The following is a 14,276-nucleotide window of genomic DNA, read 5'->3' on the forward strand; positions in this document are numbered from 1 at the left end:
GAAGGCTCTTTGCTCATTTGAGCCTTCGGCTTTTACCAAAAATACACCCTTTGGTCTTAAAAAAATGTTTTTGCAATAAAGTTTTACAACTTAGAACATTTAATCCTCAACCCAGTTGCAACCTGTGTTATTTACCCGCCCTGAATTAAAACTCTGGGCTAATAGTCATAAGAGAAAGATTTTACCGTAGCCTTAAGCTTCTCTTAGACCCCCGAAAGGTAGAGAAGAGTAAAATTTCTGTTAATTAAGTTTAAGAAGTAACCAAGCAGATATGATATCAATCGATATCAGTTATAAGTTTCAAAAGCTTGAGTTCCTTGCAGATATAGAAACAAAAGACATTTTAAATAAAAAAGATTGTATTTATAGCCCATAAAAGCCCATAAATGAAAGGATATAAGCTCCTAAATCTATTAATGGGGATTGTTAATTTTGAATTTGGAGCAAAGCGACGTGACGACAATTCCTGATGCTCTCCAACTCGCAAGTCAATATTATCAAAGTAAGCGCTTCACCCAAGCCGAAGAGATTTATCGTCAAATTATAGACTTAGATTCCCAGCAGTCAGAAGCATTATATGGATTAGGTCTGCTGGCGCAGCAACGGGAACAATATCAAAATGCAGAACAATTTTTTCAAGCAGCCCTGCAATTACAACCTGAAGCAGGGGCAATATATAACAGTTTGGGGTTTAGTCTGCAACAACAGGGTAAGCTAGAAGAAGCGATCGCCTGTTATGAAAAAGCACTCTTAATTCTCCCAGACAGCATAGAAGTACAAATTAATATCAAAAATATTCTTCACATTCAAGGTAAGCTGTCACCAGAAGAACAAGCCCACTATGCAGAGTTGAACGAGCAGTTTGCTTTAGGTAAGCAAAACGCAGGCGATTTCAAGATAGCAGAATTATATTATCGCCAAGCTATTGCATTGCAGCCAGATTTGGTATCATCTCATACTAATTTAGGAGAAGTACTCCAAAAACAAGGGCGATTCAATGATGCCATCGATTCTTACCAACAAGCACTGAAAATTAAACCAGACTATCATTACGCCTATCACAACTTAGGGTATCTTTTCCAGGAAAAAGGAAAATTTGCAGAAGCAATAGAAGCTTATGAAAAAACTTTAAGTATTCAACCTGATTTTGCAATCACCTATAATAACTTAGGAAATATTCTCAGGGCGCAAAATAAATTTGATGCTGCCATAGAATCCTATCAAAAAGCGATTAAAATTCGACCTGATGTTGATTACATATATTCCAACTTGGGAACAGCATTGAGAGATGATAACCAAATAGAAGCAGCAGTCCAGGCATTTGAGCAAGCCGTAAAAGTGAACCCAAACTATAATATGGCTAAATTTGGTGCTTGTATGAGCCAACTACCAGTTATCTATTCTAATATTGATGAAATTGCATTCAGACGAAATCAGTATCAACAGTATTTGCAAGATTTAGCTAAATATTATGAATTAACTAATCGGGAAGGACAGGCAAAAGCATCGGAAGCTGTGGGAGCATTTCAACCTTTTTATTTGACATATCAAGGTTTAAATGACCGAGATTTACAGCGAACTTATGGAGAAATGATTTTCCAAATTATGTCGAGTCGCTATCCCCAAGATTGCCAGCCGCTTGCTCTGCCAAATTTAGATAAAAATCAAAAGGTTCGTATTGGGATCGTTTCTGGGTTTTTATCTAGTCATTCTAATTGGAAAATCCCGATTAAAGGTTGGGTAGAAAATATAGATCGAAGTGAGTTTGAATTATTTGGTTATTATACTGGAGACAAAAAAGATTACTCAACAATGAGTGCCACCAAAACTTTTGATAAATTTGTTCAAGGTGTTCGCTCAACTGAACAATGGTGTGAGGTAATTACAAAAGATCGATTACATATCTTGATTTTCCCAGAATTTGGGATGGACCCAATGGCTCTCAAACTGGGTTGTCTGAGATTAGCGCCAATTCAAATGACATCTTGGGGACACCCTGAGACTAGTGGACTGCCGACAATTGACTATTACTTGAGCAGTGACTTAATGGAACCCGAAAATGCTCAAGAACATTACACAGAAAAATTAGTTAGATTACCCAATCTATCTATTCATTATATGCCTTTAGCAATTCCACCCGAAGAAATTAAGAAACCAGATATAGGTTTAAAAGAGGATGATATTTTCTTCTGGTGTTGTCAATCATTATATAAATATTTGCCTAATCATGATGATGTTTTTCCTTCTATTGCTAAAGAGCTAGGAAATTCTAAGTTTGTGTTTATTAAAAGCAAAAGTGAAGAAATAACAGAAAAATTTCGCCAGCGCTTAAATCATGCTTTTGCAGAATTAGGATTAGATTATCAAAATCACTGTTTGTTTTTGTCTTTCCTCAATGACAGGAAGTTTGCTGGAACTACAGCTATAGCAGATGTCTTCTTAGATAGTATTGGTTGGTCTGGATGTAACTCCACACTCGAATCTATTGCTCATAATATTCCGATTGTAACTTTACCTGGAGAACTGATGCGATCGCGCCATTCTCTAGCAATTTTACAGATGATGGGTATCGAAGAGACGATCGCTTCAAATAAATCAGAATACGTCAAAATTGCCATCCGTCTGGGGAAAGATGCTAAATATCGGCAATATATTTCTCAGCAAGTTGCAGAAAATAAACATAAATTATATGGCGATTTAAAGCCCGTTAGAGCGCTGGAAGATTTTATTTTGCAGTTGGTTAATAAACCAAGACAATTTAACGCTAAAGAAGTTGCTGAACTGTTTCAACTTGCACTTCAGGAGCATCGAGCTAATCGCCTAGATACAGCCGAACAGCTATATCGTCAAGCGATCGAAAAACAACCAGACTATTCAGAAGCATTATACAATTTAGGGATGCTGCTACAGCACAAAGGTGAATTGCAGGAAGCTCAGAAGCATTTGAGTGCAGCTTCGCAAGTTCAGCCTAACTCCGTGAAAATTTGGTTTAGTTTAGGCAATTTGCTGCAAGGCCAAGGACAGTTACCAGAAGCTGAAGCAGCTTACCGAAAAGCTATTGCTTTGCGACCAGATGCAGGGACAATATACAACAATTTGGGCTACACCTTGCAACAACAAGAGAAGTGGGAGGATGCGATCGCATCTTATGAAAAAGCTCTGGAATTTCAGCCCAACTGCATAGAAGCAGAAATCAATTTAGCGAATGCGCTGTTTGCTCAAGGGAAGCTTTCGCTAGAAAAACAAGCCTATTATGCAGAATTGAATTATCAGATGGGCTTTGCCCACCAAGAAGGAGCTGATTGGCAAACTGCTGTTGTTTACTATCGAACTGCGATCGCAATACAGCCTGATTTGGTAGAAGCCCATTATAACTTGGGGGTGGCACTGCAAGAACAAGGGGAGCTAGAAGAAGCGATCGCTTGCTATCAAAAAGCTTTAGAGTTCAATCCCCAACACCAGGAGGCCAATATCAAATTAGGAGAGATTTACCAAAATCAGCAACAAAAAGTTACACAAGTTGACTCACTAAAAGTTTCTCGCTAAACGAGTTATTTGATGCGATCGTCAATTAACATCAATCTAAACTTCAACTTTCAAATTAAGGGGGTAAAATTTATGTCATTAACAATTTTCGAGAAAGTTAAAGAGTTCATAGTCAGATTAGTTAAAGAGGAGGCTTTTTACACTCAATTGATGAGTGATAAGGTTGAGGAAGTGATAAAAGTCATGGAAGAAGGTGGCTATAATTTTTCTCAAGAAGAATTTGAAACAGCCTCAATTAAAATCTTGGAGTTAAAAGAACTAGGCCAGTTTGACGACCTTAGTGAAGACGAATTACTAGGAGCCTTTGGCGGGCTTACAAACAATAAGGATTCAGTCCTTCAGCCATTGTATGGTGTTGTAGTCTCACCTCCCGAAGAAGGTGGAAAACCACCAGTTAAAAAATGTAAATGGATTCCTAAACCAAATCCAAAGCCATGGCCACTTCCCATAGGAAAAATTCCACCTGTACAACCGTTATATGGAGCAGTTCTTAGTTCAACAGAAGTACAATAACCCGATAAAGCGATGAAGAAATAGAATTCGTTCGTTTATTTCGAGGGTTGAGATTGAGAGTTAACCTATGACATATCAGCGCAAAAGCTACGCAGTTTGGGAAATTACCTTGAAGTGCAATCTAGCATGTAGTCACTGTGGTTCCCGTGCAGGACATGAGCGCGCCAAAGAACTTTCCCCAGAAGAAGCTTTGGATCTCGTCAAGCAGATGGCAGAAGTTGGAATTAAAGAAGTTACTCTCATTGGTGGTGAAGCATTTCTGCGTCCAGACTGGCTGGAAATTGCCAAAGCTATCAACGAGGCAGGAATGTTATGTGGTATGACTACAGGCGGTTATGGCATTTCCTTAGAAACCGCCCAAAAAATGAAGTCAGCGGGAATTCGTACCGTCTCTGTTTCTATTGATGGCTTGGAAGCAACTCATGACCGCCTGCGGGGAAAGAAAGGCTCTTGGAAATATGCATTTAAGACCATGAGTCATCTGCGAGAAGTGGGTATTTCTTTTGGTTGCAACACCCAAATTAATCGCCTCTCAGCGCCAGAGTTTCCGTGCATCTATGAGTGCATTCGTGATGCAGGTGCGTGTGCTTGGCAAGTTCAATTAACTGTACCAATGGGAAATGCAGCCGATAACGCAGATATCCTCCTCCAACCCCATGAACTGCTAGATATATACCCCATGCTTGCGCGTGTGGCGCGTCGTGCTTACCAAGAAGGCGTGCAACTTCAGGCGGGAAATAATATTGGTTACTACGGCCCTTATGAACGACTGTTGCGGGGACGGGGAAAGGAGGATGACTTCTCATTTTGGCAAGGTTGCGGTGCAGGACTTTCCACTTTGGGAATTGAAGCTGACGGAGCGATTAAAGGTTGTCCCTCACTGCCGACTACTGCCTATACAGGTGGTAACATCCGAGAACATACCTTGCATGATATTATCGAGGGTGCAGAAGAACTACGCTTCAATCTAGGGGCAGGCACACCTGAAGGCACAAAACACCTATGGGGTTTCTGTAAAACCTGCGAATATGCTGAACTTTGTCGTGGGGGTTGCAGTTGGACTGCCCATGTTTTCTTTAATAAGAGAGGTAATAATCCTTACTGTCATCATCGCGCTCTTGTTCATGCCAAACAAGGTATGAGAGAGCGTGTAGTTCCCAAAGTAAAGGCGCAAGGATTGCCATTTGATAATGGCGAATTTGAGCTAATTGTCGAGCCTAGAGATACTTTATTGCCAGCAAACGACCGATTACACTTTACTGCTGACAGCATTCAGTGGTCGGAAAGTTGGCAAAAAGAACCCGATCGTTATTACTCTCTCGTGAGATAATAAATTATGGCAGAAAATTCCGAAATTAACACAATTTCAGCGGAAAAAACTGACCTTGAGTCATCACCATCTCAAGAATTAGAGAAAATCCCACTACTTCCACGTTCCGCTTGGAATAGTCAACTAACCTATTTCAAAGTGCTGTTAAAAGCGAAGCAAATCCTGGATAAAAGCTAACAGCTTCATTAGGGATATCAAGAGATTTAGCTCGTAAATTAGGAGAGAATTACTCCCCAAATATTTACGCGCAAATTTGTTAACTCACAAAATCAACACAGTTTTTTTATGGCATCAAGAGTAAGTCTAACACTGACAGTTCCAAAGTTACTTTCTTTTAATGGTAGAACTAATCTCAACAATAGACCCGATCCCAAGCCCGATCCTAGTCCTAATTTTGTTACCGCTGAAGGTGATGCTACTTTTTCTAACTATAGTGAAAGTGCTGCAAGCATTTTAACTACGACTCAGGCAGATACCTTAGTTAAAGGTGGTATAACTGCTGCAATTGCTGAGGCTCAAGCAAGTTTTGATCCAACTTTTTCATCACTTTTCACTAAGGCTGCTGTAGTTGGATTAAGTGGTCAATTTGAAGGTACTTCCAACAGCGAAGCAAAGGTACTTGCTAGTTTTGCGGTTGGTCGTAATGACAGCTTCTCTTTTGATTTTTCAGCAAATTTAAAATTGGCAGCTAAAGAAATTGAAAATCCTGACGTTGAATATAACAAGGGCCAGTCGACAACAACTTTTTTGGTATTAGATACCACAAATCCTAATCGGGCCAAAGTTTTAGATTATTTTGGCATCCAAGGTAAATTAGTCTCCTCCGATCAAATCGGGGATCTAACATTTGGTCGTAGTCGCAATGTCACAATCGAGAGTCGTGACAAAGATGATGATATTGATGGCGACAATGGTACTGATTTCCTCAATGGTAGTGCTGTTGGTACTTATGAACGGAATTTTAATCGTAATACCAACTTAACTATAGTTAAAATTAATACTACTTCTGTTGAATTGGCAGGAGACACTTTAATCGGCAACCTGGGTAGAGATGTTATCTACGGCACGATTCGCAAGGATAATCTGACGGGAACCAACGGGGCAGACAAACTTTATGCTAGCTTAGGGGATGATAAGCTATCTGGAAAAAGAGGTAATGATAACCTCGACGCCGGCCAAGGTAATGATTCGCTAGATGGTGCCGAAGGCGATGATACACTCTATGGCGGTAAAGGCAATGATACACTCTATGGTGGTAGTGGTAATGATGTCTTAATTGGTGGCGAAGGTAATGACACATTTACTTTCAAACGTAGCGATTCTTTGTTGAAAAAAGATTTTGATGTCATTCAAGATTTTCAAGTTGGTGTTGACAAGCTTGTATTAGATGGCTGGGGAAGTCGAGGTAACATCACAGATACCAGCGATGGCGCTCTTCTCACCTTAAATTCTTTGTCTCTCGGTAATACTTTGTCTATTGGTAACACTTTGTCTATCGGTAATAATCCTCAACAAAGCATACTATTTTCAAACGTGAGTGCAAGCGATATCAGTTCGATAATATAATTTGCTTCAGGTTAATTGCTTGTTTCATTTCCTAACAGACTCTGACTTACAAGCATCTCAGTCAAAACAATCGGGTGCCTAAAAAAAATCTGATTGTACAATAAAATTTCGATACCTTTTCTGGGAGAGGTTTTGCCAACAGCAAACACTATGGTGTACGCACTGAAATTACTTGACTTGGTAATGTTCGATCGCTAGCTTCAGGCTTATTTCTCGTCCATACTGTTGACAAAATCTCTCCCTTATTTTAATTAAATAGCCTTGCTTGATTAACAGGCAAAAATAGGGAAAATATTTTATTAATAGTTATCACTTATCTTCTGAAATTATAGTAATCTATAACAATATAATATCAAATTCAAATATAGTTATAGATACTACAGAGTTATGAATGCTACAAATATTTCAGCATCTAGAGTTAAATCTTTTATTCAAATTGCGATACAAAAGCATCAGTCAGGTGACAAGGATGAAGCTGAATCGCTAAATCAAACAGAAGTAGCTGAAATCCTTGAACTAGCAGTTCAACAGCAACGAGATAATAGTTTATTGGAGGCAGAGCTGCTGTACAGTCAAGTTCTGGAAAAACAGCCCGATAACCATGAAGCTTTATATGGTTTAGGGATGTTAGCACAGCAGATGGGGCAACTCAAAACTGCTGAACAGTGGCTAAGTGCGGCTTCACAAATTCAACCAAATTCTGTTAAAACTTGGTTCAGTTTAGGTAATTTGCATTTAGTTCAAGAACAGTTTTCCGAAGCAGAGAAAGCTTATCGGGAAGCTTTAGTTTTATTACCTAATTCATTACCAATTTACAACAACTTGGGCTATACTCTGCAACAACAAGGATTATTTGAAGAAGCAATTAACTATTATCAAAAAGCTCTAGAGTTAAAGCCAGACTTTATCGAAGCAGAGACTAATTTGGGTAATGCGTTACACGCTCAAGGTAAGCTCTCGATCAATCAAAAAATATACTATGCACAATTAAATAATCAATTGGGTGTTGCACGCAAAAAAGCAGGGGATTTGAAAAATGCTGTTACTTGTCACAAGCAAGCGATCGCACTACAACAAAATTTCCTAGAAGCTCATTATAACTTGGCTTTGGCGCTGCAAGAACAAGGAGAATTAGAAGAGGCGATCGCATCCTACCAAAAACTATTAGAACTTAATCCCAACGATGAAGAAATATACCTCAATTTAGGCAAAATTTATCAACAACTCAACCAATATCAAAAAGCTGTTTCTGCCTATCGACAAGGATTAAAGCTAATTAATCCTCACTATGCCAAAGCATTAGTATCTAGTGAGGATGCTGAAATTCCTCAACAAGTACCAGTCACGCCCTCAATTCCCCAAAGAGAGGTAATTGTAGGGGAATACAGCTTTCCGACTATTCCAACCGTAGCAAATACAGGTAAGCGTCCTTTCTGGAGTGTGGTGGTAACTGTATACAACCGCATAGATTATCTACTCGAATGCCTTGTTAGTGTATTGACCCAATGGCAAGGAGAAGAGCAAATGGAAATCATCGTCATGGACGATGCCAGTACAACGCCAGTATTTGAACTGGTGAATAGTATCGGACAAGGCATAATCAACTACTATCGCAATCCGCAAAATCTCGGTTTGCCAGGAAATTGGAATGCCGGAGTTGCTCTAACTCGCGGTCATTGGATTCATTTACTGCACGACGATGATTATATTCTCCCAGGTTTTTATTCTCGGCTACAAGAAAGTCTAGAAGGGTCTTCAGATTCTATAGGAGCCGCTTTTACAGGTTATGAAAATATTAACGAGAAAGGAGAAGTAATTTTCAGCCAACAAGTCTATGGAGAGCAGCGAGGAATTGCCCAAAATTGGTTGCAAATTATCGGAGTTAGTAACTCATTGAATATGCCTGCGGTAGTGATTCGTCGAGAAGCACACGAACAATTGGGCGTATATCATCCTGAACTGACCTATACAAGCGATTGGGAAGTTTATAAACGCATTGCCTCTGTTTATGATTGGTGGTATGAACCAGAAATTTTAGCTCGTTACCGCGAACATGCTAACAATGTCACCAGCCAACTGTTACTCTCTGGGAAACAGATGATATCCATCCGCCGTGCAATTGAAATTTCAAAGAGTTATTTTCCTATTGAATACTCGGCACAAATTACCGCCCAATCTCGGAGTCATTATTTTCTTTATTGTCTAGAATCGCTGATAATTCCCCTACAGACTGGGAATATGGCTGGAGTTTGGCAAGGGTTAGAAGAAGCTTTAAAAATAGATCGTAGCTCGGAAGCAGTGGCAAAGTTATTCCGATGGTTAACACAAGAAAAAGCAGCTCCTCTGCGTGAAGAAATTGCCTCAAGATTTATCTCACTTCCTTTATAAAGACTTGTTTAGGAAAAAGCAAAAATTTTCTAGTTTTGGACTAAAAAACTATGTCAATTAGTCAAGTAGAGCATCCTACTATAAATGCTTCATCTTTTGAGCCACAAAATCGACAAGATGGGATCAGCGGTCTAATGCGAGTTCGTAATGAAGAGGAGTTTTTGGCACCAACAATCGAATCTTGGATTGATTATGTTGATGAATTGGTAATAGTGTTTCATCAGTGTACAGACAAAACTCCTCAAATAATAGAGGCATTTGCACAAAAATACCCTCAGAAAATACGAGCTTTTCATTACTTACCTCACGTCTATTCGTTTAGTACAAAAGAACAAGTTGAATTGGATGTAAACAACATTCATTCTTTCGTTTTTTATTCTAATTTTGGTCTTAGTCAGACGCAGTATAAAATTTGCGTTTATATCGACGGCGATTGCATAGGTATTCCTGATAAATTAAAAATTATTTATAATTATTTGAAGCAAAATCATCTGCAAAATACAGCCTTATTTTTTTCAGGAGTAAATTTATATCAACGTCCAAACGATCCCAACTACTACACAAATTTAAAATGTGTTGCTTCTGGTGATGGAGATGTGGCATATTGGACAGTTTCACCGCAAAATATTTTTGATAAAAATGCCAAAATTCCATTTTGTGAAGCAATTCAATTTGAAGGGATCACAGCTTATTATTTAGGCTTTATTTTCTGGCATACACATTGGTTAAAGAAGAACGCATTTTCGAGAAATGGCGGCAGAGAATTAGATGGTGAGCTTTTAGAAAAACTGAACGATATGGAGAAAAGGAATAGAGATAAGGAATTAATTTTACTATCTCCAAAATTTAAGCAAGAAAATAAAAACTTTCAAAATATTCCTTACCAAAAGTTTCTCTTGTATTTCGATTTTGCTTCTTTGCCTGATGTAATAGCCCTAGAGTCAAAGCTAGTAGCAAGACATAATAATTTGGGTTATACTTTGGAACAACAAGGTAAGTTTGATGAAGCAGTTACTTGTTATCAAAAAGCCTTAGAACTCCAGCCTAACTTTGCCGAAGCAAAAGTTAACTTAGGCAACACCCTGAACGCGCAAGGTAAACTATCAAAAGCTCAACAAGCAGACTACGCGGATTTGAATCAGAAATTTGCACATACTTGCACGATCGCAGGGGATTTTAAGAAAGCAATTAATTATTATCGTCAAGCGATCGCTCTTGACCCAAATTCGCCAGAGACATATTATAGCTTAGGCAATAGCTTGCAAGAAGTAGGTCAGTGGGAAGAAGCGATCGCCTCATATCGCCAAGCCCTAAAACTCAATCCCTTAAACTGGAAAATCTACGTCCGTTTGAGTCAGGTTTACCAAGCTCAAAACAAGAGAGCAGAGGCGATTTCTGTGTATCGTCAGGCATTAACTTTACTCAATCCTCACTATGCCAAAGCCGTATCTGCTTACTTTGATGCTGCCATCACTCCAGAAATGCTCGTTACTCCCTCCATTCCTCAAGCTGAAGTTACTATTGGCGACTATCAGTTTCCAGCGATTCCACCTGTAATAGAGCCAGAGAAACCTCGACCATTTTGGACTGTAGTGATTCCGGTATATAACCGCACCGATTATCTCCTGGAATGTCTGGCTAGCGTCTTAGTGCAATGGCCTGGGGCAGAGCAGATGGAAATTCTGGTAATGGATAATGCCAGTACAACACCGTTGTTCGATCTAGTAAACAGTATTGGGGGAGGAGTAATCCGCTACTACCGCAATCAAGAAAATATTGGTGGAGCGAGAAATTATAACGCCGGGATTGCCCTGAGTCGCGGTCAGTGGGTGCATGTTCTCCATGATGATGACTGTGTACTTCCAGGTTTTTATGAACGCCTTCAGCAAAGTCTGGCAACTTGTCCAGATACAGTTGGAGTTGGTTGTACGGGTTTTGAATATATTAACGAAAAAGGAGAAACGATCAACACTGGAGAAGTAGTTTCGGTGTATGGAGAACACAGGGGCATCATGACAAATTGGCTGTCCAACATAGGTGTCTGTGGTCTAGTAACCATACCTGCAATAGTCATTCGTCGAACCGCTTACGAACAGTTAGGAGGACATTACCCGAACTTAACTGAAATTTCTGACTGGGAAATATTTAAACGCTATGCTGCTAATTACGATTGGTGGTACGAACCAGGCATTTTGGCACGTTATCGCGAACATACCCAAAAATTGACATCTGCAAATTGGCTTTCTGGAAAGATGCCAAAAGCTATCCGCCATGCGATTGAAATTTCTGATACCTATTTTCCCATTGAGCAGCGCGCCAAGATTACCAGAGAAGCTCGCAGCCAAAATTTCAACTATTGTCTGACACGAGCAGCAATTCCTCTCCAGGTGGGCAATATCGCCGGAGCTTTGTCTATACTGCAAGAGTCCCTCAAAATAGATCGCTCCCCACAAGCAGTAGCAAAGTTATTCGCTTTGTTGACTCAAGATGAAGCCGCTCCCCTACGCGAAGAAATCATTGCTAAGTTGCTATTAGCACCTATAGACAATATTCCTACTGAATTAAAACCCCCACAAACTGTGATCGCACTATAGGATATGAAAATACTTGTAACTGGAACTGAAGGCTATATCGGCTCATTATTAGCTCCCCTGTTGATCCAACAAGGTCATGAAGTTATTGGTTTGGATACTGGCTTTTATAAAGTAGGTTGGCTATATAACGGCACCAAACTAACTGCCAAAACCCTCAACAAAGACATCCGCCACATTACAATAGAAGACCTACAAGGTGTAGAAGCAGTAGTTCACATGGCAGAACTCTCTAACGACCCTTTAGGTCAGTTAGCTCCTGATATCACCTACGATATCAACCACAAAGGCTCAGTACATATAGCGAAACTGGCAAAAGCAGCAGGAATCCAACGCTTTGTTTATACATCATCATGCAGTGTCTATGGTTTTGCCACTGAAGACTACGTTAGCGAAGAGTCTACCATCAATCCCCAAACAGCTTATGCCAAATGCAAAGCACTTGTCGAACAAGATGTGAAACTCCTTGCTGATGATAGCTTTTCTCCCACCTTTCTCCGAAATGCCACAGCCTATGGCGCTTCTCCCAGAATGCGCTTTGATATTGTCTTAAACAATCTAGCCGGTTGGGCATGGACAATTAAAGAAATCAAGATGAACAGTGACGGTACACCTTGGCGTCCCTTAGTGCATCTGTTGGATATCTGCAAAGCAATTATCTGTACCTTAGAAGCTCCGCGCGATCTAATTCACAACCAAATTTTCAATGTCGGCGATACAAATAGCAACTATCAAGTCAAACAAATTGCTCAAATAGTTGCAGAAGTTTTTACAGATTGTCAATTGAGCTTTGGTAAACACGATCCTGACAACCGCAGCTATCGAGTTTTATTTGATAAAATTAACCAAAATTTACCAGGATTCAAATGTGAATGGGATGCCCAACGCGGTGCTCAACAACTATATAATGTCTTCCAGCAAATTGATATGGATAAAGGAACATTTGAGTCTAGAGGTTTTACTCGCCTGAAACAACTGGAATACCTCATTCGCACCCAGCAAATCGATCGAGATTTCTTCTGGCAGACTGTTTAAAATATAAATTATGAATTTATCAAAATCAACAAATAATCAACTAATAACTGGTAACTGTCTGTTCTGTGGAACAGGGTTGCGCCATACCTTCGTAGATTTAGGGATGTCTCCTCCCTGCGAAAGCTATCGCAGTCTCAAACAACTCAATGAAGTGGAGCCATTTTATCCTCTGCATGTCTATGTTTGTGAGGAATGTTTTTTAGTTCAACTCCAAGAATACATTAGCCCGGAAAATATTTTTAGTGACTATGCTTATTTCTCTTCCTACTCTGATAGCTGGTTGCAACACGCTAAAAAATACGTTGATTTAGTAGTAGAACGTTTACAATTAAACCAGGAGAATCAAGTAATAGAAATTGCTAGCAATGATGGTTACTTGCTGCAATACTTTGTTGCCAAAAATATCCCAGCGCTGGGAATAGAACCAGCAGCAAATGTTGCTGAAGTAGCAATTAAAAAAGGTATTCCTACAGTTGTCAAGTTTTTTGGACAGAAGACAGCCCAAGAACAGGTTGCTCAAGGCAAACAGGCAGATTTATTACTCGGAAATAATGTCCTTGCTCACACACCATATCTCAATGATTTTGTCAAAGGGATGAAAATTATCCTCAAACCGTATGGTGTAATTACTATGGAATTTCCCCACTTGATGCGGTTAATCGAGGAAAATCAGTTTGATACTATTTACCACGAGCATTTCTCTTATTTTTCCTTTATTACCGTAGAAAAGATTTTTGCAGCTCACGGTTTGACAATTTTTGATGTAGAAGAATTAACTACTCATGGTGGTTCTTTGAGAATTTATGCCCGCCACAATGAAGACTCTTCTAAACCCGTTAGTCATCAAGTATCAGAACTGAAATCTAGAGAAGAAGCGGCTGGTTTTACGCAATTAGAATACTATTTTTCCTTTGGAGAACAGGTTAAAGAAACTAAACGCAAGTTATTAGATTTTTTGATCGAAGTTAAGCGGGAGGGAAAATCGATTGTTGGTTACGGTGCTCCAGGTAAGGGAAATACTCTTTTAAACTATTGTGGTATCCGCACAGATTTTCTTGACTATACAGTAGACCGTAACCCTTACAAACAGGGTCAATTTTTACCAGGAACTCATATTCCGATTTTTCATCCAGACAAAATTACCGAAACAAAGCCTGACTATCTACTAATTTTGCCCTGGAATCTGAAAAATGAAATTATGGCACAAATGGCTTATATTCGGGATTGGGGAGGTCAATTTGTTGTACCCATTCCTGAAGTGAATATCTACTCTTGAGTATTTGATATTTTTTTATCAAAAAGAGGTA

At 39.4% G+C, this 14,276-nt stretch carries 9 protein-coding genes; all 9 read left to right on the forward strand.

What is annotated here, in order from left to right; translation table 11 throughout:
- Nucleotides 1-453 precede the first annotated feature (453 nt).
- The 9 genes from RMX89_RS15295 (at nucleotide 454) to RMX89_RS15335 (ending at nucleotide 14,245) form a co-directional block, all read left to right on the forward strand.
- Nucleotides 454-3,546 (forward strand): tetratricopeptide repeat protein, encoded by a 3,093-nt coding sequence (locus tag RMX89_RS15295; RefSeq protein WP_322689496.1) that lies wholly within the window; start codon nucleotides 454-456, stop codon nucleotides 3,544-3,546.
- Nucleotides 3,547-3,618: 72 nt separating this feature from the next.
- Nucleotides 3,619-4,059, forward strand: a complete 441-nt coding sequence (locus tag RMX89_RS15300; protein ID WP_322689497.1) for a Nif11-like leader peptide family natural product precursor — start codon at nucleotides 3,619-3,621, stop codon at nucleotides 4,057-4,059.
- Nucleotides 4,060-4,126: 67 nt separating this feature from the next.
- Nucleotides 4,127-5,389 carry a nif11-class peptide radical SAM maturase 3 gene (locus RMX89_RS15305; RefSeq protein ID WP_322689498.1) on the forward strand — a complete coding sequence of 421 codons (1,263 nt, stop codon included), beginning with the start codon at nucleotides 4,127-4,129 and terminating at the stop codon, nucleotides 5,387-5,389.
- A 6-nt stretch (nucleotides 5,390-5,395) separates the two neighbouring features.
- Nucleotides 5,396-5,566 (forward strand): hypothetical protein, encoded by a 171-nt coding sequence (locus RMX89_RS15310; protein WP_322670007.1) that lies wholly within the window; start codon nucleotides 5,396-5,398, stop codon nucleotides 5,564-5,566.
- A 108-nt stretch (nucleotides 5,567-5,674) separates the two neighbouring features.
- Entirely contained in the window at nucleotides 5,675-6,955 is a 1,281-nt protein-coding gene (locus RMX89_RS15315) for a calcium-binding protein (protein WP_322689499.1), read from the forward strand.
- A gap of 387 nt (nucleotides 6,956-7,342) precedes the next feature.
- A complete protein-coding gene (locus tag RMX89_RS15320; protein WP_322689500.1) occupies nucleotides 7,343-9,343 on the forward strand; it encodes a tetratricopeptide repeat protein in 2,001 nt (666 codons plus the stop codon).
- A gap of 50 nt (nucleotides 9,344-9,393) precedes the next feature.
- Nucleotides 9,394-11,937: a glycosyltransferase gene (locus RMX89_RS15325; protein ID WP_322689501.1), complete on the forward strand. Its 2,544-nt coding sequence runs from the start codon at nucleotides 9,394-9,396 to the stop codon at nucleotides 11,935-11,937.
- 3 nt (nucleotides 11,938-11,940) lie between these two features.
- A complete protein-coding gene (locus RMX89_RS15330) occupies nucleotides 11,941-12,969 on the forward strand; it encodes an SDR family oxidoreductase (RefSeq protein WP_322689502.1) in 1,029 nt (342 codons plus the stop codon).
- A 10-nt stretch (nucleotides 12,970-12,979) separates the two neighbouring features.
- Nucleotides 12,980-14,245, forward strand: coding sequence for a class I SAM-dependent methyltransferase (locus tag RMX89_RS15335; protein ID WP_322689503.1), 1,266 nt, complete (start codon nucleotides 12,980-12,982; stop codon nucleotides 14,243-14,245).
- Nucleotides 14,246-14,276: the final 31 nt, after the last annotated feature.

The sequence above is a fragment of the Nostoc sp. DedSLP04 genome (assembly GCF_034530775.1).
In the GTDB taxonomy this organism is placed as follows: Bacteria; Cyanobacteriota; Cyanobacteriia; order Cyanobacteriales; family Nostocaceae; genus Nostoc.